Genomic DNA, 26,331 nt, shown 5'->3' with positions numbered 1-26,331 from the left:
TTTTCAACCGGCGATGCGTTATTATCGGCGTCATGCGGTTCGTCGCGTTCACCCTCGCAGCCAGCCTGCTCGCCGTGCCCGCCACCGCGCAGGCCCCGGTCGCCCCTGCCCTGTCGCTGTGGAATCCGGCGGCCGATTATGTCGAGGCGGGCCAGGACGAGCCCGGCTACCGGCGGTGGATCGCGCAAGGGCCGTGGCGCGCGGGCGCGGTGACGCAATTCCATCAGTATCTGACGAACAGCGGCGTCGCCTTCATCGCGCCGACCTGGCAATTGCTGCGGACCGCGAGCGACTGGCGGCGATGCGGGGCCGAGCCGTTCGAGATCCCGCCGACCGATGAATGGCCCAACATCGTCAACACGCTCCGCTACGTTCGCGACCATGTGGTGCCCAGGGTCGGCCCGGTCGAACCGGTGAGCGTCTTCCGCAACGCCGGGCTCAACCGCTGCGCCGGCGGCGCGCCGGAAAGCGTCCACCGAAGCATGAGCGCGATCGATTTCGTGCCGCTCGCTCCGATCGGGCGCGAAGACATGATCCACCGGCTTTGCGCCGAGCACCAGGTCGAGGGTCCGCGCTACAATGCGGGGCTCGGCTTCTACACCAAGATGCGGTTCCACATCGACAGCTGGAAGTATCGCACCTGGGGGCGCGACGATTCCGGGCACATCGCCTGTCCGAAGGTCGAGCAGCCGGTCCCCGTTCTGGCGAAAGCGCCGCAACCGGCGACCTCGGGCGCGGCGTCGGCGCTGGTGTTCCGGACGCCGCCGGCCGCGACCGCCGCGACACCGGTGAGCACCGCCACGACGGTATCCACCGGGACCGGCGACCCGCTCGCACCGCTGCCCGACGGAAGCGCCGGACGGTAGGTCGAAGCGGGCTTGTGTTGCGTAAGGGCAACACTATCTTCCCCTGCAACATAAGGGGAATCTGACACTCATGGATTTCGAGAAATTCACCGACCGGTCGAAGGGCTTCGTCCAGGCCGCCCAGACCATTGCGGTGCGCGAGCATCATCAGCGGATCGCGCCCGCCCACCTACTGAAGGCGCTGCTCGACGACGAACAGGGGATGGCCGCGGGCCTCATCCAGGCCGCCGGGGGTGATCCCAAGGCCGCCAAGCGCGAAGCCGATGCGCTGGTCGCGAAGCAGCCGGCGGTGACCGGCTCGGGCGCAACCTCGGCGCCGGCGCTCGACGGGGACACGATCCGGCTGCTCGACCAGGCCGAACAGGTCGCGGCCAAGGCGGGCGACAGTTTCGTCACGGTCGAGCGGATGCTGCTCGCCATGGCGCTGGCCAAGGGCTCGGCGGTGGCCGATGCACTCGTCCGCGCCGGGGTCCAGCCGCAGGGCCTCAATGCCGCGATCGAAAAGCTGCGCGGCGGTCGCACCGCCGACACGCAGGGCGCCGAGGACCGCTATGATGCGCTCAAGAAGTTCGCCCGCGACCTCACCGCCGCGGCGCGCGAGGGCAAGCTTGATCCGGTGATCGGCCGCGACGAGGAAATCCGCCGCACGATCCAGGTGCTCGCCCGCCGGACCAAGAACAATCCGGTGCTGATCGGTGAGCCGGGCGTGGGCAAGACCGCCATCGCCGAAGGCTTGGCGCTCCGCATCGCCAATGGCGACGTGCCCGACGGGATCAAGGACCGCCGGCTGCTCAGCCTCGACATGGGCTCGCTGATCGCGGGTGCGAAGTATCGCGGCGAGTTCGAGGAGCGGCTCAAGGGCGTGCTCGACGAGGTCAAAAGCGCCGCGGGCGAGATCATCCTCTTCATCGACGAGATGCACACGCTGGTGGGTGCGGGGAAGAGCGAGGGCGCGATGGACGCGTCCAACCTCCTCAAGCCGGCGCTTGCCCGCGGCGAACTCCACTGCATCGGCGCGACGACGCTCGATGAATATCGCAAGCACGTCGAGAAGGACCCCGCGCTCCAGCGGCGGTTCCAGCCGGTGTTCGTGGGCGAGCCGACGGTCGAGGACACCATCTCGATCCTCCGCGGGCTCAAGGACAAGTACGCGCTGCACCACGGGATCAACATCACCGATGGCGCGCTGGTCGCCGCGGCGACGCTGTCGAACCGCTACATCACCGACCGCTTCCTGCCCGACAAGGCGATCGACCTGATGGACGAGGCCGCTTCGCGGTTGCGGATGGAGGTGGAGAGCAAGCCCGAGGAGATCGAGAACCTCGACCGGCGGATTATCCAGCTCAAGATCGAGCGCGAAGCCCTGCGCAAGGAAACCGACAAGGGGTCGAAGGACCGCCTCGTCACGCTCGAGCGCGAGCTTGCCAATCTCGAGCAGCAGTCGAGCGAACTGACCACGCGCTGGCAGGGCGACAAGGAGAAGATCGCTGCCGAGGGCAAGCTGAAGGAAGAGCTCGACGGCTACCGGATCGAGCTCGAGCAGGCGCAGCGCAACGGCGATCTCGGCCGCGCGGGCGAACTCCAGTACGGCCTCATCCCCGAGCTCGAGAAGAAGCTCGCCGAAGCGAACGACAGTCAGGCCAATGCCATGCTGCGCGAGGAAGTGACCGCCGATGACATCGCGTCCGTGGTCTCGCGCTGGACCGGGGTGCCGGTCGAGCGGATGCTTGAGGGCGAGCGCGACAAGCTGCTCAAGATGGAGGAGATCATCGGCAAAAGGGTGATCGGCCAGGCCGATGCGGTGAAGGCCGTCTCGACCGCGGTGCGCCGAGCGCGCGCCGGGCTCCAGGATCCCAATCGCCCGATCGGCTCCTTCATGTTCCTCGGGCCGACCGGCGTCGGCAAGACCGAGCTCACCAAGGCGCTGGCCGAATTCCTGTTCGACGATCCGAGCGCGATGGTCCGCATCGACATGAGCGAGTTCATGGAGAAGCACAGCGTCGCCCGGCTGGTTGGCGCGCCCCCGGGCTATGTCGGCTACGAGGAAGGCGGGACGCTGACCGAGGCGGTTCGGCGCCGGCCCTATCAGGTGGTGCTGTTCGACGAGGTCGAGAAGGCGCATGCCGACGTCTTCAACATCCTGCTCCAGGTGCTCGACGACGGGCGGCTGACCGACGGGCAGGGACGGACGGTGGACTTCACGAACACGCTCATCATCCTGACCTCGAACCTCGGCTCGCAATATCTGGCGAACCTCGGCGAGGACGAGCCTGCCGAGAAGGTCGAGGCGCAGGTGATGGACGTCGTCCGCGGCCACTTCCGGCCCGAGTTCCTCAACCGCCTCGACGATATCATCCTCTTCCATCGCCTGTCGGCCAGCCACATGGCGCCGATCGTCGACATCCAGGTGCGCCGCCTCGGCAAGCTTCTGGAAGAGCGCGGGATCGCGCTCGACCTCACCGAGGCGGCCAAGGCATGGCTCGGTCGGGTCGGCTACGATCCGGTCTACGGCGCGCGGCCCTTGAAGCGGGCGGTCCAGCGCTACCTGCAGGATCCGCTCGCCGACGCGATCCTCGCGGGGCGGATCAAGGATGGCGAGCAGGTGCGGGTCGACGAGGGCGACGGGGCCCTGCTTCTGACGCCGATGGAGCGGGCCGAGACCGTCGCCGCCTGACGACGGAGGACCGGCCTCTCCCGGCCGGTCCGTCCTCCCCAGAAGCAGCGCAGCAAAAAAGGGGCGGTCCTCACGGACCGCCCCTCCTTTGTTTTGGCCTAGGCTAAGCCTTAGCCACGCTCGGGCGCAGCAGCCGGCGGCGGCGGCGGCGGCGGCGGAACCGGGCAGCTGTCGGTCGCCAGGATCACCGAACCGTCGGCGCAGGTCTGCGTCGCGGGCGGCGGGGGCGGCGGAGCAACCGGCTCGACCACCGGAGCCACCGGCTCCGGAGCCGGCATCGCGCGACGAGCACCGCCGAAGGCGATGTCGAGGCCGAGACGGACGAAGCGCGGCGCCTGGTAGGCGGTCACGAGACCGTAGTCCGGATCCGGAATGTACGCGGTCGGCAGACCGTTCGCACCGGTGTCGACGTCGAGATCGCCGAACTCGTACCGGCGGGTCACGCTCTTCCAGTTGAAGACGTTGTTCACGTCCGCACGGAGGGTGATGACCTGCTTGTCGTCGTCGCCGTAGTGGATGTTGTAGCGAGCGCCGAGGTTCACGTTCTTGAACCAGTCGGTCTTCTGCGCCGTACCACGCGGGCTCAGCTTGCCGCCGCAATAGTGCGACGCCGCGCCGTAGCCGTTGGCGAACAGGTCGGTCGGGTTGTAGCCGATGCAGCTCAACGGACGCGGCGAGTAGAGCTGCGCGTTGAGGCCGAGCACCAGGTTCCGGCCGATGTTCAGGTCACCATAGACCTTGAACTGGTGACGGCGATCGTTCGGCAGGTAGCCGTACGAACCCGGGATGAAGCCCGGCTGGTCGAAGTCCTGCGTGATGCCGGTGTCGTCCTGGCCGAAGTCCGACTGGACGCCGCCTTCGATGTTACCCTTGCTCTTCGAGTAGGTGTAGCTGCCGCCGATTCCGAAGAGACCGGTGTTGCGACGATCGAAGGTAAAGGTCAGCGCGTCATAGGTACGCTTGGCCTTCGGATAACCCAGCTGCTGCGGGGTGAACGTGACGGTCCGGTTGTTAACGTCGAAACCGTTGGCCAGCAGGTTGACCGTGATCGGCGAACCCGGATTGTTGATCACGTACTGGTGGAAGCCAGTCCAGATCTCCGCGCACGTGGCCGTGCCCCCAACCGGAACGCCCAGGTCGTTCGGGCCGGTCGCCCGCGGCGTGATGCCGTTGGCGGCGCAGTAGGCGTTCACGGCCGCGTCGATCGCCGAGTCTTCCGACGTGCGGTCGAGGTTGCGGTGCGTGTAGCTGAGGCCGAAGCGCCAGTTGCCGTACTTCTGCGCGTAACCCAGGATCCACTCGGTCTCCTTGGTGGCCTTGAGGTTCGACGAGATCGCCTGACCAAGCGCGATGTCCGCGCCGTCGCCGGTCACGTTGCAATTCGTGGTTGCACCGCCCGGAATGAGGGCAAACGGGCAGGCCGTCTGGAAGTTACCGTCGTCGGTCACGAGCGCGCCGAGGATCGGCAGGCCGGTCGCGGCATTCACGCCCGTCAGCTGATACTGCTGGCGGAAGAAGAACGACGGAGCGCCCTGACGGAAGGCGGTGTTGCTGGCGACCGGCAGGTAATACCAGCCGTACGAACCGAAGATGCGGCCCGACTTGTCGCCGAACAGCGAATATTCCGCACCGAGACGCGGCGCGTAGTTCTTCTTGAGGTCGACCAGCGGCAAGCCGCTCGGCTTGTTGACGCGGAAGTCGTCGCGACGGACGCCGAGGTTCAGCGTCAGGCGGTCAGTGGGCTTCCACTCGTCCTGCAGATAGTAGGCCTTGTTGATGCCTTCGAACGTACCACCGGTGTTGAAGTAGTTCAGTTCGACCACCGGGCCGATCGCGTTCGGGGCGTTCACGATGTACGTGATACCGCCGTTGCCGAGCACGGCGTTGAACGCCGCGGGCGTGATCGCGCCGTTGGCGAGCTGGTAGGCACCACCGTTACGCACGGTCACGCGGCTGAGCGTATTCTTTTCGCGGTCGAAGCCGAAGCGGAAGTGGTGCGAACCGAGCAGGGTGACGAGGACGTCACCGTCGGCGCGGTAGAACTTGCGCTCGGTGTTGTACGGCGAGTCGGTGCTGGTGATGCGCTGGCCGTTGTAATAGCCGCGGTTCGGCACGCCGAAGACATTGACGCCCGAGAGGTTGCGGAAGCGCGGCAGGTTGCCGGCACCAGCGACGCTCAGCGAGTCGAAACGGTCGCGAACACGGCCATAGGCCGCCGACAGGGTCAGCCAGTCGGTGAAGCGACCGGTGTACTTGCCGACGTAGTTGAGACCACCGCCCGGGAAGTCGGTCACGCCGGTGGCGGTACCGAAGAGGTCCTTGCCGCCGACCTGGCTGTACGGGAGATCGAAACGCGTCTGGGTGTTGCGCGTGTCGAAAATGGTGAATTCGAGGTGCTGGCTATCGATCGGATAGGCATCGAGCTTCACGCCCCAGAACGGGTCGCTCTGCTTGAAGCGGGTCGCCGTGCCGGCGCTCGGGTTCACATTGATCAGCTGATCCGAACGCTGGAACTGCACGAGGCCGTAAGCGAACAGGCGATCCTTGATGATCGGGCCGCCGAGTTCGACGACGCCGGTCAGCGTGTCGATCTTGTTCGCCTTGTTGTTCTGGTTCGGAACATAGGCATTGCCGTCGAAGGTCCGCGTGTTCGGCGAGACCGAACGCAGGAAGTCGGGCGACCAGTCGATATGGACGGCGCCCGTCCAGTCGTTGGTGCCGGCCTTGGTGACGGCGTTGACGATACCACCGGTGGCGCGACCGAACTCGGCCGGGTAGCCGCCGTTCTTGGTGTCGACGCTGCGGTAGAAGTAGAACGGCACTTCGGCGCTTCCGAGGAAGTTGTCGAAGTTCGTCAGGTTCAGGCCGTTGAGGTAGTAGGCGTTCTCGGCGACCGAGCCACCGCCGATCGACGGCAGGTTGCCGAAGGCCGCGTCACCGACCGTCGTGCCCGGCGCGAGCAGGACGACCGAGGTGAGGTCGCGGTTGAGCGGCTTGGTCGAGATGAAGTCCGCGACGTCGACGTTGAGGCCGGTCGTGGTGCCGGTGAAGGCGCGAACGGCGCGCGAACCGGTGACGACGATCGGCGAACCGCTGGCACCGCCGACGAGGTCGACGTTGAGCTGCGCGGTCTGCGACGAGAGGATCGGAATGTTGGTCGCGCTGTACGCCGGCTTGCCGGCGGCAGTGACGTTCACGTCATAGTTGCCGACCGGAAGCGAGTTCACCTGGAACTGGCCCTGGGCGTTGGTCGTGACCGTCTGGGTCTGGCCCTGACCGACCGAGGTGATGGCGACGGTGGCGCCCTGGACGGGCGCGCCGGCCTCGTCACGAACCACACCGGAGATGGAGCCGGACGTATAGTCCTGCGCAGCCGCCGGGGTGGCGGCGATAAAGGCCATCGGCAGGCCCGCGCCGACGAGCGCGAGCGCTTGCCATGCGGCCGAGGCGCGAAGGTAAGACTTCATTCGAATATTCTCCCGCTAGGCGCCGACGCCGGCCCCTAATTCACGCATGCCCCAAAAAGAGGCACTGCGACCCTTAGGATGGCGGAGGGAGCGAGAGAGAGTAAAGTCCAACCGCTCCGCTTTGGAAACGCTTGTCGCAGTGCGTGGCAAAAATGTTACGGGGCCAAGACGCTCGACGAACGGTCGCCCCGTACGGACCGACGGTCAAAACGCTGAATTTCCGCGATTAACCCTCCGCGGTCACCGTCGAAATATTCAACGAGGTTAGCAAAACGCCACCTGTCGCCAGAAAAAAATTCGGAGCTTCCGTGGCCTGTGATGCCCGCGCCACGCCGGCCCCACAACGAAAACGGGGGCGGACACATGGTCCACCCCCGCCTCTGGTCACTGAACCGGGAACTAGAACTTGAGGTTCACGCCCACGCGATAGTTGCGGCCGACCACGTCGTAGTTCGACGGGAAGGTGTTGCCGCCGTTGAAGGCCGTTGCACCGACCGTGTTACCGACGAACGGCGGCTGCTTGTCGAGCAGGTTCTGCACGGTGAAGGTGAAGGTCATGTGGTCGGTCGCCTGGAACCGGTTCGACAGGTCGAAATAGTCGTAGGCCGGGATCCGCTCGTAGGCATCGAAGATGGTCGAGGCGAGCGGGCCGCACGACAGGGCCGGATCGTTGATGCAGGTCCGCGGCTCGATCCGGGCCTTGCTGATGTGGCGCCAGTTGAGCGACGTGTCGAGGCCGTTCAGCCACGACAGCGTGGTCCGCAGCGACCAGCTGATCTTCGGCTGGATCGGCTGGCAGCTCGCGCTGTAGAAGCCGGTGCACTCGCGCAGCGGGCTCAGCGGCGACGGGATCGCCTTGAAGGTCGACCGGAAGGTCCGGTTGCCCTGGAAGGCGAACGACAGGCGGCCGAAGCTGCCGAGGTCCTGGCGGTAGTTGGCCGTGACGTCGACACCGCGGGTCTGCAGGAAGCCCTGATTGCTGAGCGCGAGCTGGAGGCCCGGGGTGGTGGTCGCCTCGCCGTCGAGGCGGCCGGTCGCCGTGTTGCGCTTGACCAGGGTGCAGAACAGGTTGGTGGCGCTGAAGTTCGGGTTACCCGCGCCGTAGCAGCCGCTGATGATGTCGTTCACCGTCGGGTTGGTGATCGCCCGCTCGACGTCGATGTTGTAGTAGTCGACCGTCAGCGCGAAGTTCGGAACGAACCGCGGCTGGAGCACTGCACCGACCGTGAAGGTCTTGGCGATTTCCGGCTCGAGCAGCGGGTTGCCGCCCTGCGTCGTCTGGATCTGGCCCGACGACGGCGCCGGGATCGCGCCCGTCCCGATGATCGACTGCGGAACGCCGGTCGCGACGCAGAGCTGCTGGAGCGCGGTGCTCCCGGCGAGCGTGGCGTTGTAGTTGGTGCCGGCGGCGTTGGTGATCTGGCCCTGGCACGGATCGGTCGTCAGGTTCGACAGCGCGACGACCTGCGGCTGGTAGAGCTCCGACAGGTTCGCGGCGCGCGCCGCCCGGGTGTACATCGCCCGGATCTTGAGGTCGCGCACCGGCGACCAGCTGCCGCCGATCTTGTAGGTGTAGTTCTTGCCGGTGAGGTTGTAGTCCGCGACGCGGCCACCGAATTCGAGCGTCAGGTTGTTGAAGAAGGGACGGTTCTCGATCAGCGGGACGATCGCTTCGGCATAGGCTTCCTTGGTGTAGTAGGTGCCCTGCTGCGGGAGCGCCGCCGCACCGGCACCGAGCACCGCGCCCGGGACCGCCGAGATGGCGTCGCCGCGGCTGAAGCCGAAATACTTGCGATATTCGAGGCCGGCCGAGATGCCGACCGGCTGCGTCGCCCACGGCAGCGCGAAGCCGAGGTCACCCGAGATCGAGGCCTGCGCCTGGGTCAGGTTGGTGTCGACGAAGTTGTAGGTCGTCGCCTTGATGAAGGCGAGCTGCGCCTGCGTGATCGAGCCCTGCGGACCGAAGATGTTGAGCGGGACGCACGAGTTGGTGGTCACGGTGCAGGTGGTGGTGTTGGTCGCCCGCAGCGCCTGCTGGACGTTGGCGAGGAGGCCGCTCGTCGCCGAGGTAGTGCGGTTCGATTCGCCGTAACCGACCCAGACGTCCCAGTTGAGGGTCGAGGTCAGCGGACCGCGCGCGCCGCCGGTGAACTGGAAGGTGTTGAAGTTGTAGGTCGTGACGCGCGGGCCGTCCTCGACGAACCGGCGGTCGGCGGTGAGCAGCAACTCGCGGTAGGCGGCGCTGGTCGGGCTGGTCGCGGCCGCGGCGGCATCGCACTCGGCCTGGGTCAGCGTCTGGACGCCGTTCACGTTCGGGTTGCTGTCGACGAGGCCGCACAGCTGGTTCCGCAGCGGGATGTTCTGCGCGAGGTAGCCGTTCGACACCGGAACGAAGACGTTGTTGCCGAAGATGCCGGTCGGGGCCGCGTTGAAGACGACCTTCGACTTGGTCCACATGCCGGTCATGTAGACTTCGAGCTTGTCGCTGAACTCGTAGCGGGCCTTGCCGAACACGTTGTAGCGGGTCAGCGGGGTCTGCAGCAGGTTGAGCGGGTTGGTGTTGTAGGTGCTCGCGCGCGGCCCGAGGAGGCCGGTGGTGGTGTTGAGCTGGGTGAAGGCCGCGCCGCCGTTACGGATCGACAGCGGAACCGCCGTGTCCGAGCCCTGCGGAAGGCCGGTGGCCGAGCTGGTCGCGACGCGCGAATAGTCGCGATAGTCGTAATAGATCGGCTTGGTGTCGGTGTAGCCCGAGCTCAGCACCACGTTGCCGCGATTGTCGGCGAAGTTGGTGCCGAACGTCAGCGCGCCGCGGATGAAGCGGCCGTCGCCACGCTCGGAGATGCCCGAGCCCAGATCGAGGTCCACGCCCGAGAAGTTGCGCTTGGTGACGAAGTTGACGACGCCGGAGACAGCGTCGGCGCCGTAGACGGTCGAGGCGCCGCCGGTGAACACGTCGACGCGCTCGATCAGCGCGAGCGGGATCTGGTTGAGGTCGGTGCGGGCGACGAGGTCGACCGGAACGATGCGCTGGCCGTCGAGCAGCACGAGGTTGCGGTTCGAACCGAGACCGCGAAGGTTGATGAAGGCCGCGCCGCTGCCGCCGTTGTTGACGTTCTGGTTGAGGCTCGGGACCTGGCCCGGAAGGTCGTGCAGCAGCTCTTCGGCCGAGGTGACCTGCTGGAGCTGGATCTCGCCCTCGCCGATCACCTGGACCGGGCTCGACTGGACAAGATTGGGATTGGTGATGCGGGTACCGGTGACGACCAGTTCCTGCTCGGGAGTGGCGTCGGTCGCCTGCTCGGCCTTGGCCTTGTCGACCGCTTCCGAATTCTCCTTCGGCGCGACGCCGGGCTCGGGCGCGGGCGCCGGCGCGGTCTGCGCGAACGCCTGGGTCGAAATGAGCAGCGAACCCGCGAGCACCGCCGAGGTTGTCAGCAGCTTGCTACGAAAATCAGTGACCTTCATGATTGCCTCCCCGCGGGCCCCCCGCGTGACGTGTTACCGGATGGGAAAGTCGATTGCCGGTCGTTTCGGGGGCGAGCAAGGGCCGCTCTTTTCGGATCAAGTGATTGTCCGCTATCGTCACTCAATTAGCACAACCTAGTTTAATAATTGTCACACTGGGGAGACGAGGCTTGTCGATAGTCGCTTTTCACGCTGCCACCGCCGTTGCGCTGGCGAGTGCTCCGGCTGTTGCCGATTCGCCGCAGCCGCAGGCGATCGCGGCCATCGCCGCCTGCCGCGGCATCGCCGACGCCAATGCCCGGCTCGCCTGCTTCGACAAGGCCGCGCTGCAATTGCAGTCGGCGCTCAGCGACCAGAAGGTGGTGGTGATCGATCGCGAGGAAGTGCGCCGCACGCGCCGCTCGCTGTTCGGGATCAGCATGCCCGACCTCAACTTCCTCAAAGGCAAGGGCGAGGATGCGAAGGATGTCGACGCGATCACCGCGACGATCACGCAGGTCGCGGCGACGGGTGACCGCTACGTGTTCACGCTCGACACGGGCGCGCGCTGGCAGACGCTCGAGGACAGCTCACGGCAACTGACGCCCAAGCCCGGCCAGTCGATCACGATCAGGAAGGGCGTGCTCGGCTCCTACCGGCTGTCGGTGGCGAACCGGCCGGCGCTGCGGGCGATGCGGCTGCCCTGAGGCTCAGGCCTTGCGCGCGCGCTCTTCGGCAATGAGGCTGGCGGCGGCGTCGACGTAGGGCTCCTGCCGGGCGACGCTCCAGTAGCGCAGCTGGTCGAGCGGGATCGGGACGCCGGTCGCGGCGCAGCGGACGTGGTCGCCGTCGCTGAGCAGCCGGAAGGTCCCGGCCATGTAGTGGATCCGCGCTTCGCGGCCGCTGCCCTGCATCAACATGCTTGCGTCTCTCGTTCTAGTGACCCGCCTCTATTCGAACAGGTTCGGCTGGGGCGCGACATAGGACCGCCTGGCGCTTCGCTCAACCTTGGCGGGCTTGTCGCCGGTCGTGGCCGCCACCTCGCCGTCGCCGAAGTGGAGCAGCAGGCGGCCCGCGGCGGTGGCATCGGCCGCCTTGGTCAGGGTGCGGCCGTCGTCGGCGGCGGTGACCCGGACGAAGCCGCGCGCAAGCGGCCGGTCGGGGTGAACGAGCGGCAGCATCTTGGCGGCGGCGCCGAGCTGGTCGGTCAGGCGCGCGAGCTTCTGGGTGAGGAGTTCGGGTCGGAGCCTGGCGGCAGTGAGGTTCATGGTCGCCTCGGCCTTGTGGGCACGCGCGGACAGGCCGCGCGGCAGGCGGTCGCCGATCTCGTCGAGGCGCTGGCGCTTGGGGCCGAGCAAGGTCTCGGTCGAAGGCCAGCGGCAGGAGGTGAGCGCGAGCCGCTCGCGGGCGTCGCTCGACCGCTTGGTCAGGCAACGGCGGGTGCGGGCGTTGAGCTCGTCGAGGTAGCCGAGCAGCTCGGCGCGGACGGGGACGGCCATTTCGGCGGCGGCGGTCGGGGTCGGCGCGCGGCGGTCGGCGGCGTGGTCGATGAGCGTGGTGTCGGTCTCGTGGCCGACGGCGCTGATCAGCGGGATCGGCGATTCGGCGGCGGCGCGGACGACCTCTTCCTCGTTGAAGGCCCACAGATCCTCGATCGAACCGCCGCCGCGGGCGACGATGATGAGGTCCGGAACTTCTGGAAGGTCACGCATACCGCGGATGGCGGCTGTGACCTTCGCCGCGGCGCCTTCCCCTTGGACGGGGACCGGCCACAGGATCACATTGGTCGGGCACCGGTCATTCAGGCGGTGGAGGATGTCGCGGATCACCGCGCCGGTGGGCGAGGTGATGACGCCGATCAGCCGCGGGAGAAAGGGAAGCGGACGCTTGCGGGCGGCGTCGAACAGCCCTTCGGCGGCGAGCGCCTTCCGCCGGCGTTCGAGCAGCGCCATCAGCGCGCCCTCGCCCGCCAGCTCCATCCGCTCGACCACGATCTGGTATTTGGAGCGGCCCGGATAGGTGGTCATCTTGCCGGTCGCGATGACCTCGGCCCCGTCCTCGGGGCGGAAGGCGAGATTGCCCGCACCGCTGCGCCAGATGACCGCGTCGACGCAGGCGCCGTCGTCCTTGAGGGTGAAATAGCAATGGCCCGAGCTGTGCCGCTTCCAGCCCGAGATCTCGCCGCGCACCCGGACCCGGCCGAAGCGGTCCTCGACCGTCCGCTTCACCGCACCCGCCAGTTCGGTGACGCTCATCGGCGGCGAATTGTCGCCTTGGCTTCGCTCGGCTAGGAGACCGCCGGGAATGTCGAGATCGTCCATCAATATCCTGCTGCTGGGCTCTGGCGGGCGCGAGGATGCGCTGGCCTGGGGCCTGAGGCAATCGCCGCGCTGCGGTACCCTTTTGGCCGCGCCGGGCAACCCGGGAATCGCGCGCTGGGCGACATGCCTCGCGATCGATCCCGCCGATCCCGAGAAGGTGGTGGCGACGGCGCGCGAGCGCAACATCGACCTCGTCGTGGTCGGACCCGAGGCCCCGCTGGTGGCGGGCGTCGCCGATGCCTGCCGCGCGGCGGGGATCGCGGTGTTCGGCCCCTCGGCCGCCGCGGCGATGCTCGAAGGATCAAAGGGCTTCACCAAGGACCTGTGCCTCGCCGAAGGCATTCCGACCGCGCGCTTCGTCCGGGTCGAGGAGACCGAGGCGTCGCTCGCGGCGCTCGACGGCTTCGGCATTCCGGTCGTGATCAAGGCCGATGGCCTCGCGGCGGGCAAGGGCGTCACCGTCGCCATGACCCGCGACGAGGCCGAGGAGGCGATCCGCGCGGCGAACGGCGGGCCGCTGGTGATCGAGGAATTTCTCGAGGGCGAGGAAGCGAGCCTGTTCGCGCTGGTCGATGGCGGCAAGGCGATTCCGCTGGCGTCGGCGCAGGACCACAAGCGCGTCGGCGAGGGCGACACCGGGCCCAACACCGGGGGCATGGGCGCCTACTCCCCTGCCCCGGTCCTGACTCCCGAGCTCGAGGCCCGGGCGATGGCCGAGATCGTCACTCCGACCGCGCTCGCGATGGCGCGCGCCGGAACCCCCTTTTCGGGGCTGCTTTATGCAGGGCTGATGCTGACCGCCGAGGGCCCCAAGCTGATCGAATATAACGTCCGGTTCGGCGATCCCGAATGCGAGGCGATCGTGCCGCGCCTCAAGGGCGATCTCGCCGAGCTTCTGCTGAGCGTCGCTGAAGGCCGGCTGGGCGAAGTGCCGCCCGAACTGTCGGACCAGCACAGCATGACGGTGATCCTCGCCGCCGAGGGCTATCCGGGCACGCCCAGGAAGGGCGGGACGATCGACGGGATCGAGGCGGCCGAGCGGGTGCCCGGAGTCACGGTCTTCCATGCCGGCACCGCGCGGCACGGGTCGGGCGCCCTGCTGTCGGCCGGGGGCCGCGTGCTGGCAGTGACGGCGCTGGGCGACACGCTCGCCGAGGCCAAGGCGCGCGCCTATCAGGGCGTCGACGCGATCGACTTCGCCGACGGCTTCCACCGCCGCGACATCGGCTGGCGCGAACTGGAGCGGCAGTCATGAAGAGGAGTCTCGGACTGACGCTCGGCGCGCTGGCCGCGATCGGCGCGGCGGAGCTTTATCATGGACCGCTCGGCGCGTCGGGCGACCTCAAGGCGCGGGTCGAGACGCATGCCCGCAACCTTCTCGATTATTACGAGCTGCCGCAGATAAGCGCGCGGATGGAAGAGGGTCCGCTGCGCCGCCGGCTGGTGCTCAAGGGCCCGGCCGACGATTTCCAGCGCCGAGCGCTGGTCGAGAAGATGGGCGAGCTTCCGGGCGTGAACGAGGTCCGCTGGGACCCGTCGAGCCCGATCGTGGATTACTGGACGCAGAAGAGGCGGGCGCAGCAACGATGATCCCGACCGTGCCCGTCTTCGTCGAAGCCGCCGTGCTGGCCCTGATCGGCTACACGATCGGCCTGTTCATCGCCTATCTCGCCGAGCTTCACCGCCGGCGCGCCTCCAGAGGATGGAATGAGTGGGAATGAGTGAATTGTGGAACGCTTACTGGCCGATGATCCTGATCGCGGTCGCCATCGGCCTGATCACCGGCCTGATCGTCTTCCGGAAGCCCAAGCAGCGCGTCACCCTGAGCAAGACCGAGACCCCGGTCCGCCCGCACATGACCGCGAGCGCGGCGCCCAAGCTGACCGAGGAGCGCGCCGTGCCGACGCCGGTGTCGCGCGACCGTGACGGCGGCGGCGAGGGCAATGGCCTCGGCGACGAGATTGCGGCGGCGGCGAGCGACCTGGTCGGCGCGGGGATCGGCGCCGACGTCCATTCGCACCTGCCCGGCAGCGCCGGCGTCCCCGACAATCTCCAGCGGATGAAGGGCGTCGGCCCCAAGCTTGCGGGCATGCTCGCCGAGCGCGGCCTGACCCGCTTCGAGCGGATCGCCGAGCTCAGCCCGGCCGAAGTCACCGCGCTCGACGCGGACCTCGGTGCGTTCAAGGGGCGGCTCGTGCGCGACCGGGTGATCGAGCAGGCGCGCTATCTCGCCCGCGGCGACGAGGCCGGTTACGAGCGCGAATTCGGCAAGCTTTGATCGCACGCAAAATTCGCTAGGCTTCGCTTCTCTGCGTGTTTGAGGGGTGAAGCATGGAGCGGCGTGAATTCCTTGGCCTGGCGGCGATGGCGGGGCTCGGCTTTGCCATCCCGGTGCGGGGGTCGGCGGCGACCCCGCGCGTGCTGGTCAGCCCGATCATGCTGGCCCAGCGCCGCCTCGTGACCCTGGTCGCCATCAACGGCGCGGAGCCGGCGCCGTTCGCGATCGACACCGGCGGATCGGTCAGCTTCATCAACACCGACTATGCGCGGGCGCTCAGGCTCGACGATCGCGGGCTGGCGAGAATGCGCGGGGTCGGCGGGATCGCCGACCTCCCGGTATATTTGGCCAAGAACGTCATCATCGGCGCCGGCCTCAGGCAGGAGCAGGTCGCGTTTACCGGCGTGAGCAGCTTCAACGGCGAGATCCGCGGCACGCTGGCGGCGGGGGTGCTGACCGCGATGGACAGCGACCTCGACATCGAGAAGGGCGAGTGGCGCCTCTATCCCGACGGCCGCCCGTCGCGCGAAGGGTTCGTCCGGATGGCGAACGGGATCGTCGGAATCGGCCTCAGGCAGTCGGCGCGGCTCTATGCGGACGCAACGGTCAACGGGCGCAAGCTGCGCTTCCTGGTCGACACGGGCGCACCGAGCGGCCTGTCGCTGCACCTCGCCACCGCGCGCGCGCTCGGCCTGTGGGACGATTCCCGCCCTTATTCGCCGCTGAGAAACTACGGGATCGCGGGCGAGACCGGCCTCGCGCGGGTGGTCCGGACGGACATGCTCGAGTTCGGCGGGCGGCGGTTCGAGCGGCCGCTGGTTCTGCTGCGACAGGACGGGGTCAACAAGTCCGAGGACGGGGTGATCGGGCTCGAGCTCATCCGCCGCTTCAACCTGTCGACCGATGTCCGGCGCAAGGAATTGTGGGTCAAGCCGCATCCGTCGGGCGAGGGGCTGTCCGAGACCTATGGCATGTCGGGCCTGTGGCTCGACCAGAAGGGCAGCGAGATCCGGATCGCCGATGTCGGGACCGGGAGCCCGGCGAAGGCGGCGGGCCTCAAGGCCGGCGACCGGGTGGTGGGCACGAGCTTTGCCGCGCTGGTGCGGCAGCTCGGCGGGCGGCCTGGCGACACGGTGCGGCTGTCGGTCGATCGTGGCGGCGCCGCGCAGGCGGTGAGCTTCGTGCTGGCGGAATATCTGTAGCGGCTGTGGCGCGGGCGCCACTTGTGCGGCGGCGGCGGGTTTGACATCCTGCGGCCACGCCGGGGGAATGTCCGCGGCGCATGGGACCTTCGAACCGATGCTTCGATTTCGGGTCATGGTGAAGTTTACCGGCCGGCATTCCTGCGGGGTGCCGGACAGCGAGTTCATCCACCTGAATTGAGCGCTTGGCCTCCCGCTGCTGCGAGGCGAGCGCGGCGAGGCAAGACCCATGACCATCCAGCTTTCACCGACCGTCACCCCCATCGCGCACGGGGTCGATCTCCTGCGCGCCGACATCGACCGGATCGACGACCAGATCCTGGCGCTGCTCGAACAGCGCTATCCGCTCGTCCAGCGGCTGGCGGGCGCGAAGAACGTCACCGGCGAGCGCAGGCTCGCGCTCCGGCCGGCGCGCGAACGCGGGATCGTCGAGCGGCTGGCCGCCCGCGCGGTGGGCGTGCCCGAGGCCGACATCCGGCAGATCTGGCGCTCGATCTTCGCGCTCTCCGCGCGGCACCAGCGGCCCTATCGCGTGATCCTGTGGGGCCCGGAGGAGGCTCGCCTCACCCTCACCGCGCTGGCCGCGACCCGCCACGGGGCGGCGGTGCCGGTCGAATGGGCGGACAGCGCCGAGGAGGCATGGCGCGCCGCGGCCGGGGGTGACGCGATCCTGATGCTCCCCGAGGGCGCCGCGCCGGCGGACGCGCACGGGCTCGACCTCATCGAACGGCATGCGACCGACCGCGCGGACCATCCGTGGGTGCTCGAGCTGGGGCGGCTGGCCGAAGCCGAAGCCGAGCCGGGCGCGTGGATCGCGCCGACGACGGGCGTGGTCGCCTATCTCGGCGGGCATGGGAGTTACTCGGAAGAGGCATGCCTGCGGGTCGCGCCGGCGCTGCGCCTGCTTCCGCTCGGCGATTTCGCGGACGTGCTCCGCGCGGTGCGCGAAGGGTCGGCGGACCTGGCGCTGGTGCCGGTCGAGAACAGCCTCGTCGGGCCGATCGAGGGGGTGCGGGACCTGCTTGGCCATCCCGAGCTTCGGGTCGTCGGCGAGGAGGAGGTTGCGGTGCGGCTGCACCTTCTGGGGGTCGAGGGCGCATCGCTCGAGACGGTGCGCAAAGTGGCGAGCCATCCGGCGGCGCTCGGGCAGTGCGCGGACTGGCTTGGCCAGCGCTCGTGGAAAGAAATGCCGGTGGCGAGCACGGCCGAGGCGGCGCGGGCGGTGGCGGTCGGCGGGGATGTCACGCGCGCCGCGATCGGGTCCGAGGCGGCGGCGATCTGGCACGGGCTGACGATCCTCGCCCGCGACCTTCAGGGAAGCGACCGGAACGTCACCCGCTTCGCCATCGTCGAGCGGCGGCGCGAATTCGCCTGAGCGCATGAAGAAGGCCCCGCCGGATGGTGTCCGACGGGGCCTTCCTCGTGGTCCGTGATGATGCGTGGGATCAGCCCGCCGCGAGGGCCGCGAGGAGCAGCAGCGCGACGATGTTGGTGATCTTGATCATCGGATTGACGGCCGGGCCGGCGGTGTCCTTGTAGGGATCGCCGACGGTGTCGCCGGTCACCGCGGCCTTGTGGGCTTCCGAGCCCTTGCCGCCGTGATTGCCGTCTTCGATATACTTCTTTGCATTGTCCCACGCGCCGCCGCCGCTGGTCATCGAGATGGCGACGAACAGGCCCGAGACGATCACGCCGAGCAGCATGGCGCCAAGCGCCGCAAAGCCCTGGGCCTGACCGGCGACCGCGGCCACGATGAAGTAGACCGCGACCGGCGAGAGCACCGGCAGCAGGCTGGGCACGATCATCTCCTTGATCGCGGCGCGGGTGACGATGTCGACCGTGCGGGCATAGTTGGGGCGGCTGGTGCCCGCCATGATGCCCGGATTGGAGCGGAACTGCTCGCGGACGTCCTCGACCACGCTGCCCGCCGCGCGGCCGACCGCGGTCATGCCGAAGGCGCCGAACAGATAGGGCAGGAGCGCGCCCAGCAGCAGGCCGACGATCACGAACGGATTGGAAAGCGTGAAGTCGACGGTGAGGTTCGGGAAGTAGCGCGACAGGTCGGTGGTGTAGGCGCCGAACAGCACCAGCGCGGCCAGCGCGGCGGAGCCGATGGCGTAGCCCTTGGTCACCGCCTTGGTGGTGTTGCCGACCGCATCCAGCGCATCGGTGCGGGCGCGGACGTCGTCAGGGAGACCGGCCATTTCGGCGATGCCGCCGGCATTGTCGGTGACCGGGCCGTAGGCGTCGAGCGCGACCACCATGCCGGCGAGCGCGAGCAGGCTGGTGGCGGCGAAGGCGACCCCGATGATGCCCGCGATCTGGAAGGTCGCGACCACGGCGACGACGATCACGAGCGTCGGCAGCGCGGTCGATTCAAGGCTGATCGCGAGGCCCTGGATGACATTGGTGCCGTGGCCCGTCTCCGAGGCCTTGGCGATGGATTTCACCGGGCGATAGTTGGTGCCGGTGTAATATTCGGTGATCCAGACGAGGAGGCCGGTCAGCACCAGCCCGATCAGCATGCACCAGAAGAGGTCCATGCCGGTGATCGCGTCGGCGACACTCGCCGCCGCATCGGTGCCGGTGACCCCGCCGCCGAAGGCCGTGCTCATGTCGCCCAGCGCATAGTTGGTGGCGAAGTAGATCGCCGGCGCCGAGAGGATCGCGGTGGTCCAGAAGCCCTTGTAGAGCGCGCCCATGATCGAGCCCGAGGCGCCGAGGCGGACCATGTAGGTGCCGATGATCGAGGTGATGATGCAGACGCCGCCGACGAGCAGCGGCAGGACCATCAGTTGCGGCAGGAGCGCCGAGTTCGGAAGCAGGAGCGCGATCGAGACCATGGTGAGGCCGATGGTCACGACGTAGGTCTCGAACAGGTCGGCGGCCATGCCGGCGCAGTCGCCGACATTGTCGCCCACGTTGTCGGCGATCACCGCCGGGTTGCGAGGGTCGTCCTCGGGGATTCCCGCCTCGACCTTGCCGACGAGGTCGGCGCCGACGTCGGCGGCCTTGGTGAAGATGCCGCCGCCCAGACGCGCGAAGATCGAGATGAGGCTGGCACCGAAGGCGAGCGCGGTGAGCGCCTGCGTGATCGTGTGGCGATCGTCCTCGACCGTGAGGTTGAGGCCGCCGGGACCGGTCAGGTACCAGTAGAGGCCGGCGATCGAGAGCAGGCCGAGACCCGCAACGAGCATGCCGGTGATGGCGCCCGAACGGAAGGCCATGGTGAGGCCGCCCTGGAGCGAGGTGCGCGCGGCCTCCGCGGTGCGGACATTGGCCCGGACCGAGATGTTCATGCCGACATAGCCGGCCGCGCCCGAAAGGATGGCGCCGATGAGGAAGGCGGCGGTGCTGAGCCCGCCGAGGGTGAAGAAGATGATGACGGCGACGACGACACCGACGATGCCGATGGCGCTGTACTGGCGGCCGAGATAGGCCTGCGCGCCCTCCTGGATGGCGCTGGCGATGTCGACCATCTTCTGGTCCCCGGCCGGGGCGCGAAGCACCTGGCCGCTGGTCACGATACCGTAGAGAACTGCCAGCAGCCCGCAGCCGATGGCAATGAGCACAAGTGTCATCGCGTTGAAGTCCCCATCCTGTTGTGGAGGGGAGTGTAAGGGGCGATTCGGGTCTGTCTAGGCCAGCAGGAGCGCGGTGATGCCGCCGGTCACGAGACCGATCAGCGCGATGCTCAGCCGCCGCAGGTCAGGATGGATGATGCTCATAGCCGAGGCGTCCTGGAAGCGGCACGGGGCCGAGGTCGTCGGCGAGCTGGAAGACCCCGTTCTTCGTCAGCTCGCCGACGCGGGCGATCCTGACGGGGTTTCCTTGAAGAAGCGTTAAGGGTTCGACGCCGGGCGGCAGCGCGGCGAGGAGGGCATAGTCGTCGCCTGCCGTCGCGGCGAACAGGCGCGCGGCGCGGTCGGTGCCCCGGGCGGCGGCGAAGGCGGGCGACAAGGGGATTGCGGAAAGGTCGATCGACAGGCCGCAGCCGCTCGCTTGGGCGAGGCGGTGGGCGTCGAGGAGGAGGCCGTCCGACACGTCCATCATCGCGGTGGCGTGGGGGGCGAGCGCGCGGCCGGCTTCGAGGAGCGGCTGCGGGCGGCGATAGGCCTCGACCAGCGGGCCGGCGGCGGCGGGATCGGCCTCGAGGAGGGAAAGGCCGGCGGCGGCGTCGCCGAGGGTTCCGACCAGCCAGAGCGCGTCCCCTGCCCGCCCGCCGCCGCGGCTCGGTGGCGGGACGGTCGCACGGCCGATGGCGGTGAGGCCGAGGACGCGCGGGGCGCCCGCGGGCAGCGCGACGGTGTCGCCGCCCAGCAGCGGCAGGGCGAAGGCGCGGCAGGCTTCGTCGAGACCGCGCAAGAAGCGCTCTTCCCATTCGCCATTGCCGGTCATGGCGAGGGACAGCAGCGCGCCGGCCGGCTCGGCGCCCTTGGCGGCGAGGTCGGAAAGGTTCACCGCGGCGAGCTTCCAGCCGACGCTCTCGGGCGGGTCGTGGGGCAGATAGTGGACGCCCTCGACGATGGTGTCGTGGGTGAGGACGAGGTCACCGAGGACCGCGACGTCGTCGGCGAGGCCGCGCGCGGCGGGATGGCTGGCGAGTCGGCGCAGCCGGTCGAGGATGGCCGCTTCGCCGCTCAGCGGCGGACGTCCTTGGCGACCTTGTCGAGCAGGCCGTTGACGAACTTGACGTCCTTTTCCTCGAAGAAGGCGTGGGCGACGTCGAGATATTCGTCGATCACCGTGCCGACGGTGACGTCGGGCCGGGCGAGGAGCTCGTAGGTGCCGGCGCGCAGGATGGCGCGCATCGCGCGGTCGAGGCGCTCGAGCTTCCAGCCCTCGGCGAGGCGCTCGGTAATGGTGCGGTCGATCTCTTCCGAGCGGGCGGTGACGCCGCGGACAATGTCGTCGAAGAAGTCCATCTCTGCGTCGATCAGCGTGGATTCGTCGATCGTCGCGCCGAAGCGGTGCTGGTGGAACTCGTGGAGCAGCAGCGGGGTCGGCGTGCCCTCCATCTCCTGCTGGTAGAGCGCCTGGACGGCGTTGAGGCGCGCGGCGGAGCGGGCGCGGGATTTCTTCGGGGGAGCCATGATGCGGGCGCTATGCCCCCGTATGGGCTTCGAGGAAAGTCCGCAGGGGCCCGGCGACGGCTTGCGGCTTCTCCCACGGGAGGAAGTGACCGGCATCCTCGACCCGCACGAGGGTGAGGTCGTCGATGAGCGCGTCGAGGCCGTCGAGCTGGAGCGGAAGCAGCGCCTTGTCGCGCATCCCCCAGACGACCAGGGTCGGGACCGTCACGCTCGGGAAGGGGCGATGGAGGTAGTCGGGGAGCGGCAGGTCGGCCCCCGGCGGGGGCACGACGATCGGAGCGCCGCGATACCAGTTGAGCATCGCGTTGAAGATGCCGGGCCGCGACCATTCGGCGAGATATTCCGCCTTTTCGTGCGCCGGTATGGCGGCAAGGTCGACATGGCCCTGGAAGCTCTTGTCGAAGAAGGCCTCCCAGCCGATCGTCGCGGGAAACTGCTCGAAGCCGGGGGCGCGGAAGGCGGTGATATACTGGCTGGCGGCGCGCTGGTCGGCGTCCTCGAACAGGCTCCGCTGGAAGACGAGCGGGTGCGGCGCGTTGACGATGACGAGGCGCTTGAGGCGCGGGTCGCCACGCAATGCCGCGGCCCAGCTCACCGCCCCGCCCCAGTCGTGGCCGACAAGCGTGAAGTCATCGAGGCCGAGCGAGTCGACCAGCGCGAACAGGTCGGCGACGATCCGGTCGGTCACATAGTCGGCGGGGTCCTGCGGCGCGTCCGAGCCCGCGAACCCGCGCTGGTCGGGCATGATCAGGCGATAACGGTCGGCGAGCAACGGCACGAGCCCGCGCCAGGTGCGATGCGATTCGGGAAAGCCGTGAAGAAGGACGATCGCGGGGCCGTCCTCGGGGCCGGCGGTGGCGACATTCAAGGTGACGCCGGTCGACAGCGAATGCTCGGTGAAGGTGACGTCGGTCATGCGCGGCCCTTTGCGATCAGGCCGGGCGAGGCAACGCCAGTTTGTGGCTTCGCCCGGAACGAACGCCAAGCCTTAGCGGCTGGTTCGTCCCGAGCGAAGCCGGAGGAATCAGACCTGCGGGTCCTCCCCGCCGCTGCGATAGCTCGCCGGTGCGGATTGGCCGTCCCACCAGCGCCGCAGCGCGCGGCCCGGGCGCGACCGCCAGAGCAGCACGAAGAGGCCGAGAAGCAGCAGCCACGGCAGCACGACGGCAAGGCCCTGGAGGACGAAGCTGACCATGGTCACGAAGCTCGACACCAGCAGCCGGAAGCTTTCCTTGAGCGGGTTCTGGCGGAAACCAGGGATTCCGCCTTCGCCATAATAGTTGATGGTAACGGGCGTGAAGGAGAGGCGCTGCTCGCCCGCGCGGACCACGTCCTTCTGCTCGGCGGCCGAGGTCAGCATGGTGTCGAGCTGGCGGAGCAGCTCGGCCTTTTCGGGGCTGTTCGCGGGCGCGGCCTCGATCCGCCGGCGAAGCTCGGCCTCGCGGCTGTCGATCTCCTGCCCGGCGGTGCGGGCGTTGGTGACCCCGGTTCCGACGTCCTCGCCGGTGAACTCGCTGCGGACGAGCTTGCCGTCGGCGCCGCGCACGTCCTCCAGCGCCGCCTTGCCGAACTGGCGTGCGATGGCCGGCTGGAGGCGGACCTGAAGCATACCGCTGATCTCGTCATTGTCGCCGACGCTGTAGCGAAGGCCGGTGATCCGGCAGCGGTCGGGACCGAGCTGCTCGCAGCGTGCGGCATGCTTCTCCTGGACAGCTTCGATCCGATCGTTGCCGAGGAGATAATCGTAGGTGAACGCCCAGGCGACGCCCGGTGAGGCAGCGGTGAGGCTGTCGGAGGATCCGGATGACGATTGTTCGCCCTGCTGTCCGCAGGAGGCGAGCAGAACGGCGGCGAATGCCGCCACGATGATGCGACGCATGCACTTCCCCTTATTCGTGGCCTGGCTCTGTCGGCCGGCTCTGGGGGGGAGGATGTCATGGCTTCGCGCCGGGCGGAAGGGCCGATAGGATGCTCCTCGTGGAGGTGGCCGAATGGATCGTCTGAAGCGCAAGGAATATGAGGCGCTCGCCGAGCCGCTGCAGATCGAGCTGGTGGCGATGGCGCGGTGGGTGGCGGCGACCGGGCAGCGGGTCCTCGTCATCTTCGAGGGCCGCGACACCGCGGGCAAGGGCGGGGCGATCAAGGCGGTCGCCGAGAACCTCAATCCCAGGCAGTGCCGGATCGTCGCCTTGCCCAAGCCGACCGAGCAGGAAGCCGGGCAATGGTATTTCCAGCGCTATGTCGCGCACCTGCCGGGCAAGGGCGAGATCGCGCTGTTCGACCGCAGCTGGTACAATCGCGCGGGCGTCGAAAAGGTGATGGGCTTCGCGACCGAGGCCCAGGTCGAGGCCTTCCTCGAGGCGGTGCCGAAGTTCGAGAAGATGCTCGTGGCTGACGGCATCCTCCTCTTCAAATACTGGCTGACCTGCGACCAGGCCGAGCAGGAGCAGCGCTTCGCCGAGCGCCAGACCGATCCCTTGAAGCAGTGGAAACTGTCGCCGATCGACGAGGCCGCGCGGCAGAAATATGCCGAGTACACCGAAGCGCGCGAGGCGATGCTCAAGGCGTCGCACACCAAGTCGGCGCCGTGGACCCTGGTCGATTTCAACGACCAGCGGCGCGGCCGGCTGACGCTGATCCGCGACCTGCTCGACCGACTGCCGGATACGAGGATCGCGGAGAAGCCGGCGGCGATGGCCCCGCTCGGGCATGACCCGCTCGAGGAGAAGTTCGGGAAGTTGAAGCCGATCAAGCTTCGCTGATATCGTCGGCCATGGGCTTCAAGAAGGAGTTTCGCGCGCAGCCAGTGAAGCTCGGGCCATATTGGCGGGCCGAGGAGCGAGCAAAACGCCGGCGACAAAGAATCTCCTTTGTCGCGCGAACCAGTCTGCTGGCGCTCGGTATCTTCAGTGTGGGAATGTTGGCGACAAACTGGTCGGCAGTTCGGGAGCGTTTGCCGACCTTTTATCCGTCGTGCTCATGGGCACGAGGTGCGGGTGCGGCGCCTATTCTTCGGGGCTCCCCGGGCTACCGCGCCCAGCTTGATGCCGACGGCGACGGTATCGCTTGCGAGGCCATTCCGCAGCGAGAAAGACTCACGGATAGCTGACCGTCAGCGGCACTTCCGGCAGCGGAATCCATTCGTGGTCGTCTTGCGGGGGCAAAGCGAACTCGCCGGCCTTCCACGCGCGCTTGGCTTCCTGGATGCGGTCGCGGCGGCTGGAGACAAAATTCCACCAGACGTGCCGTTCGCCGTCCATCGGGGCGCCGCCGGCGAGCATCAGGCGGGCGCCGCGCGCCGAGCGGAGGACGGGCTTCGTGCCCGGGCGGAGCAGGACGAGGTGCATCTGCTCGAGGTCGAAGCCGTCGACGTTGGCATCGCCGTCGAGGAGATAGAGCGCGCGCTCGTCGGCCTCGCGGTCGAGCTCGAGCGCCGCGCCGGGGGCGAGGTGGATGGCGGCGTAGATGGTCGGGTGGTGCTGCGTGACGGGCGAGACCGCGCCGAATGCCTCACCCATGATGAGGTTGATCCTGGCGCCCTCGCCCTCGATCCACGGCATGGCGCTGGCCGGGGTGTGCTCGAAGCCGGGGTCGAGTTCTTCCTTGGCTTGCGGGAGCGCGAGCCAGGTCTGGATGCCGTCGAGCCTGGGACCGGCCGCGCGCTCGTCGGCGGGCGAGCGCTCCGAATGGCTGATGCCCTTGCCGGCGGTCATGAGGTTGACCGCGCCCGGCTCGATGCGCTGGACCGAGCCGACGCTGTCGCGGTGGTCGATCGCGCCCTCGAACAGATAGGTGACGGTGGCGAGGTTGATGTGCGGGTGCGGGCGGACGTCGAGGCCCTCGTCGACGCCGAGCCGCGCGGGGCCCATCTGGTCGAAGAAGATGAAGGGGCCGACCATGGTCCGCTGCTTGTGCGGAAGGGTGCGGTGGACCTTGAAGCCGCCGAGGTCGTGGGTGACCGGGGCGAGGCTCAGCAGGCGGGGGTCGTCGTTGGTCATGCAAGGGCCTCGATTGGGGTGGCGGGGGCGGCCGCGCGGAGCCGCCGCCAGCCGAGATAGCCGATCAGCGGCAGGCCGAGATGGATCAGGATCAGCCACCACAGGCTCCCGGTCAGCGCATAGCCGGCGGTGAACAGCAGCGCCGAGACGAGGCTGGCGGCGAAGCGCTTGCCCGAATGCCAGCCGTGGGCGAGCCCGTAGGCCAGCGCGGCGACGAGGACGGCGGGCCACAGTCCGATGAGTGGCGGCAGGAACCAGAGGAGGAAGCCGCGGTAGAGCAGCTCCCAGCCGATCCCTGCGACGAGGATCATCAGGACGAAGGCGGGGACTTCGTCGCGCTGGTGGGGGAACATGGCGGCGGCGCTGTCGTCGGGCCGCTCCTTGCGGGCGCGGTTCGAGCGCAGGCCGAGCGCGAGGAGGCCGAGGAGCACGGCGGCGGCGGCGAGCGCCCAGGCACCGGTGGTCCCGAGCGGACCGAGGCCGAGATCGGCGAGCGAAAGGCCCTCGCTCCGCTTCACCAGCGCGAGCGCGACCAGCAGCACGGTGCCGAGCGCGATGGTCGACCAGTAGCGCGCTTTGCGGTCCTGTGCGGGGCGGCCGGGGCGGCTGCGCCACAGGCCCCAGAGCGGAACGGGGACCAGCAGCGCGAGCGCGAGCAGGGCCGCGGCGGTCATTCGCCCGGTGCCCTTGTCTCCATCGCCAGCGCGTGGACCTTGTCGGTCATGAGGTCGCCGAGCGCCTTGTAGACGAGGCGCTGGCGCTGGACGCGGCCGAGACCGGTGAAGGCCGCGCTCTCGATGCGGAGGGTGAAATGCGACTCGCCGCCCTCCCCGCGATAGCCGCCGTGGCCGCGATGCTGTTCGCTGTCGTCGATCAGCTCGAGCTGCGACGGATGGAGGGCGGCGGCAAGCCGGGCGAGCATTTCGCTGGCGACGGGGCCCTTCGAAGCGGCGTTCATCGGCCCTATATAGTCAGGCTGAGACACGAA

General features: G+C 68.4%; 23 protein-coding genes. 11 read left to right on the top strand and 12 right to left on the bottom strand.

The genetic code is table 11. The features are described from left to right. Positions 1-32: 32 nt before the first annotated feature. Both ABD693_RS05230 and clpB read left to right on the top strand, forming a co-directional pair. Positions 33-866 carry a hypothetical protein gene (locus tag ABD693_RS05230; RefSeq protein WP_344695964.1) on the top strand — a complete coding sequence of 278 codons (834 nt, stop codon included), beginning with the start codon at positions 33-35 and terminating at the stop codon, positions 864-866. Positions 867-936: 70 nt separating this feature from the next. After that, positions 937-3,540, top strand: a complete 2,604-nt coding sequence (gene clpB, locus ABD693_RS05225) for an ATP-dependent chaperone ClpB (RefSeq protein WP_344695963.1) — start codon at positions 937-939, stop codon at positions 3,538-3,540. Between the two features lie 110 nt (positions 3,541-3,650). Here the strand turns inward: clpB and ABD693_RS05220 are convergent, their stop codons facing one another. Together ABD693_RS05220 and ABD693_RS05215 are read right to left on the bottom strand one after the other, a co-directional pair. Next, entirely contained in the window at positions 3,651-7,007 is a 3,357-nt protein-coding gene (locus ABD693_RS05220) for a TonB-dependent receptor (protein WP_344695962.1), read from the bottom strand. Positions 7,008-7,406: 399 nt separating this feature from the next. After that, a complete protein-coding gene (locus ABD693_RS05215) occupies positions 7,407-10,472 on the bottom strand; it encodes a TonB-dependent receptor domain-containing protein (protein WP_344695961.1) in 3,066 nt (1,021 codons plus the stop codon). A 170-nt stretch (positions 10,473-10,642) separates the two neighbouring features. On the opposite strand from ABD693_RS05215, the gene ABD693_RS05210 reads away from it, so the two are divergent. Then, positions 10,643-11,158: a hypothetical protein gene (locus ABD693_RS05210; RefSeq protein WP_344695960.1), complete on the top strand. Its 516-nt coding sequence runs from the start codon at positions 10,643-10,645 to the stop codon at positions 11,156-11,158. 3 nt (positions 11,159-11,161) lie between these two features. Here the strand turns inward: ABD693_RS05210 and ABD693_RS05205 are convergent, their stop codons facing one another. Both ABD693_RS05205 and xseA read right to left on the bottom strand, forming a co-directional pair. After that, positions 11,162-11,371, bottom strand: a complete 210-nt coding sequence (locus ABD693_RS05205) for a DUF2093 domain-containing protein (RefSeq protein WP_344695959.1) — start codon at positions 11,369-11,371, stop codon at positions 11,162-11,164. A 30-nt stretch (positions 11,372-11,401) separates the two neighbouring features. Continuing rightward, entirely contained in the window at positions 11,402-12,772 is a 1,371-nt protein-coding gene (gene xseA / locus ABD693_RS05200) for an exodeoxyribonuclease VII large subunit (protein ID WP_344695958.1), read from the bottom strand. Between xseA and purD the strand changes: the two genes are divergently transcribed. The 6 genes from purD (at position 12,771) to ABD693_RS05170 (ending at position 17,627) form a co-directional block, all read left to right on the top strand. Further along, positions 12,771-14,027, top strand: coding sequence for a phosphoribosylamine--glycine ligase (purD, locus tag ABD693_RS05195; protein WP_344697576.1), 1,257 nt, complete (start codon positions 12,771-12,773; stop codon positions 14,025-14,027). The genes xseA and purD overlap by 2 nt on opposite strands. Next, positions 14,024-14,362 (top strand): hypothetical protein, encoded by a 339-nt coding sequence (locus ABD693_RS05190; protein ID WP_344695957.1) that lies wholly within the window; start codon positions 14,024-14,026, stop codon positions 14,360-14,362. The genes purD and ABD693_RS05190 overlap by 4 nt, the downstream gene beginning before the upstream one ends. After that, positions 14,359-14,493 carry a hypothetical protein gene (locus ABD693_RS05185; RefSeq protein ID WP_344695956.1) on the top strand — a complete coding sequence of 45 codons (135 nt, stop codon included), beginning with the start codon at positions 14,359-14,361 and terminating at the stop codon, positions 14,491-14,493. Before ABD693_RS05190 ends, ABD693_RS05185 begins: the two co-directional genes overlap by 4 nt. Beyond that, the gene (locus ABD693_RS05180) at positions 14,490-15,050 is read left to right on the top strand and encodes a hypothetical protein (protein WP_344695955.1); all 561 of its coding nucleotides are present in this window, start codon (positions 14,490-14,492) and stop codon (positions 15,048-15,050) included. The genes ABD693_RS05185 and ABD693_RS05180 overlap by 4 nt, the downstream gene beginning before the upstream one ends. A gap of 53 nt (positions 15,051-15,103) precedes the next feature. Next, entirely contained in the window at positions 15,104-16,252 is a 1,149-nt protein-coding gene (locus ABD693_RS05175; protein WP_344695954.1) for an aspartyl protease family protein, read from the top strand. 229 nt (positions 16,253-16,481) lie between these two features. Then, positions 16,482-17,627 (top strand): bifunctional chorismate mutase/prephenate dehydratase, encoded by a 1,146-nt coding sequence (locus tag ABD693_RS05170; protein WP_344695953.1) that lies wholly within the window; start codon positions 16,482-16,484, stop codon positions 17,625-17,627. A gap of 70 nt (positions 17,628-17,697) precedes the next feature. Here the strand turns inward: ABD693_RS05170 and ABD693_RS05165 are convergent, their stop codons facing one another. The 5 genes from ABD693_RS05165 to ABD693_RS05145 all read right to left on the bottom strand — a co-directional run bounded on the left by ABD693_RS05165 (position 17,698) and on the right by ABD693_RS05145 (position 23,224). After that, a complete protein-coding gene (locus ABD693_RS05165; protein ID WP_344695952.1) occupies positions 17,698-19,833 on the bottom strand; it encodes a sodium-translocating pyrophosphatase in 2,136 nt (711 codons plus the stop codon). Positions 19,834-19,960: 127 nt separating this feature from the next. Further along, complete coding sequence (thiL, locus tag ABD693_RS05160; protein WP_344697575.1) at positions 19,961-20,896, bottom strand: thiamine-phosphate kinase; 936 nt, start codon at positions 20,894-20,896, stop codon at positions 19,961-19,963. Further along, positions 20,893-21,345 (bottom strand): transcription antitermination factor NusB, encoded by a 453-nt coding sequence (gene nusB, locus ABD693_RS05155; RefSeq protein WP_344695951.1) that lies wholly within the window; start codon positions 21,343-21,345, stop codon positions 20,893-20,895. The genes thiL and nusB overlap by 4 nt, the downstream gene beginning before the upstream one ends. A gap of 10 nt (positions 21,346-21,355) precedes the next feature. Further along, positions 21,356-22,261, bottom strand: coding sequence for an alpha/beta fold hydrolase (locus ABD693_RS05150; RefSeq protein ID WP_344695950.1), 906 nt, complete (start codon positions 22,259-22,261; stop codon positions 21,356-21,358). A 108-nt stretch (positions 22,262-22,369) separates the two neighbouring features. Continuing rightward, complete coding sequence (locus ABD693_RS05145) at positions 22,370-23,224, bottom strand: DUF4349 domain-containing protein (protein WP_344695949.1); 855 nt, start codon at positions 23,222-23,224, stop codon at positions 22,370-22,372. Between the two features lie 112 nt (positions 23,225-23,336). On the opposite strand from ABD693_RS05145, the gene ppk2 reads away from it, so the two are divergent. Further along, a complete protein-coding gene (gene ppk2, locus ABD693_RS05140; RefSeq protein WP_344695948.1) occupies positions 23,337-24,107 on the top strand; it encodes a polyphosphate kinase 2 in 771 nt (256 codons plus the stop codon). An 11-nt stretch (positions 24,108-24,118) separates the two neighbouring features. After that, positions 24,119-24,454: an excalibur calcium-binding domain-containing protein gene (locus ABD693_RS05135; RefSeq protein ID WP_344695947.1), complete on the top strand. Its 336-nt coding sequence runs from the start codon at positions 24,119-24,121 to the stop codon at positions 24,452-24,454. On the opposite strand, the gene ABD693_RS05130 is transcribed toward ABD693_RS05135, so the two are convergent. Genes ABD693_RS05130 through ABD693_RS05120 form a run of 3 tightly spaced genes read right to left on the bottom strand, consistent with a single transcriptional unit; the run spans position 24,441 to position 26,301 of the window. Then, positions 24,441-25,343 (bottom strand): pirin family protein, encoded by a 903-nt coding sequence (locus tag ABD693_RS05130; RefSeq protein WP_344695946.1) that lies wholly within the window; start codon positions 25,341-25,343, stop codon positions 24,441-24,443. The two genes, ABD693_RS05135 and ABD693_RS05130, sit on opposite strands and share 14 nt — an antisense overlap. Then, complete coding sequence (locus ABD693_RS05125; protein WP_344695945.1) at positions 25,340-26,017, bottom strand: CPBP family intramembrane glutamic endopeptidase; 678 nt, start codon at positions 26,015-26,017, stop codon at positions 25,340-25,342. The genes ABD693_RS05130 and ABD693_RS05125 overlap by 4 nt, the downstream gene beginning before the upstream one ends. Further along, positions 26,014-26,301, bottom strand: a complete 288-nt coding sequence (locus ABD693_RS05120; protein WP_344695944.1) for a BolA family protein — start codon at positions 26,299-26,301, stop codon at positions 26,014-26,016. The genes ABD693_RS05125 and ABD693_RS05120 overlap by 4 nt, the downstream gene beginning before the upstream one ends. Positions 26,302-26,331: the final 30 nt, after the last annotated feature.

Source organism: Sphingomonas rosea (assembly GCF_039538065.1).
Classification (GTDB): Bacteria; Pseudomonadota; Alphaproteobacteria; order Sphingomonadales; family Sphingomonadaceae; genus Sphingomicrobium; species Sphingomicrobium rosea.
Note: the sequence above shows the minus strand (reverse complement) of the source record. Positions and strands in the feature narration are given on the sequence as shown.

Bases quoted from the DNA above. Each gene is read 5' to 3' on its own strand.
- ABD693_RS05230 (WP_344695964.1), top strand. From the start codon at position 33: ATGCGGTTCGTCGCGTTCACCCTCGCAGCCAGCCTGCTCGCCGTGCCC.
- clpB (WP_344695963.1), top strand. From the start codon at position 937: ATGGATTTCGAGAAATTCACCGACCGGTCGAAGGGCTTCGTCCAGGCC.
- ABD693_RS05220 (WP_344695962.1), bottom strand. From the start codon at position 7,007: ATGAAGTCTTACCTTCGCGCCTCGGCCGCATGGCAAGCGCTCGCGCTC.
- ABD693_RS05215 (WP_344695961.1), bottom strand. From the start codon at position 10,472: ATGAAGGTCACTGATTTTCGTAGCAAGCTGCTGACAACCTCGGCGGTG.
- ABD693_RS05205 (WP_344695959.1), bottom strand. From the start codon at position 11,371: ATGTTGATGCAGGGCAGCGGCCGCGAAGCGCGGATCCACTACATGGCC.
- xseA (WP_344695958.1), bottom strand. From the start codon at position 12,772: ATGGACGATCTCGACATTCCCGGCGGTCTCCTAGCCGAGCGAAGCCAA.
- ABD693_RS05190 (WP_344695957.1), top strand. From the start codon at position 14,024: ATGAAGAGGAGTCTCGGACTGACGCTCGGCGCGCTGGCCGCGATCGGC.
- ABD693_RS05185 (WP_344695956.1), top strand. From the start codon at position 14,359: ATGATCCCGACCGTGCCCGTCTTCGTCGAAGCCGCCGTGCTGGCCCTG.
- ABD693_RS05180 (WP_344695955.1), top strand. From the start codon at position 14,490: ATGAGTGAATTGTGGAACGCTTACTGGCCGATGATCCTGATCGCGGTC.
- ABD693_RS05175 (WP_344695954.1), top strand. From the start codon at position 15,104: ATGGAGCGGCGTGAATTCCTTGGCCTGGCGGCGATGGCGGGGCTCGGC.
- ABD693_RS05170 (WP_344695953.1), top strand. From the start codon at position 16,482: ATGACCATCCAGCTTTCACCGACCGTCACCCCCATCGCGCACGGGGTC.
- ABD693_RS05165 (WP_344695952.1), bottom strand. From the start codon at position 19,833: ATGACACTTGTGCTCATTGCCATCGGCTGCGGGCTGCTGGCAGTTCTC.
- nusB (WP_344695951.1), bottom strand. From the start codon at position 21,345: ATGGCTCCCCCGAAGAAATCCCGCGCCCGCTCCGCCGCGCGCCTCAAC.
- ABD693_RS05150 (WP_344695950.1), bottom strand. From the start codon at position 22,261: ATGACCGACGTCACCTTCACCGAGCATTCGCTGTCGACCGGCGTCACC.
- ABD693_RS05145 (WP_344695949.1), bottom strand. From the start codon at position 23,224: ATGCGTCGCATCATCGTGGCGGCATTCGCCGCCGTTCTGCTCGCCTCC.
- ppk2 (WP_344695948.1), top strand. From the start codon at position 23,337: ATGGATCGTCTGAAGCGCAAGGAATATGAGGCGCTCGCCGAGCCGCTG.
- ABD693_RS05135 (WP_344695947.1), top strand. From the start codon at position 24,119: ATGGGCTTCAAGAAGGAGTTTCGCGCGCAGCCAGTGAAGCTCGGGCCA.
- ABD693_RS05130 (WP_344695946.1), bottom strand. From the start codon at position 25,343: ATGACCAACGACGACCCCCGCCTGCTGAGCCTCGCCCCGGTCACCCAC.
- ABD693_RS05125 (WP_344695945.1), bottom strand. From the start codon at position 26,017: ATGACCGCCGCGGCCCTGCTCGCGCTCGCGCTGCTGGTCCCCGTTCCG.
- ABD693_RS05120 (WP_344695944.1), bottom strand. From the start codon at position 26,301: ATGAACGCCGCTTCGAAGGGCCCCGTCGCCAGCGAAATGCTCGCCCGG.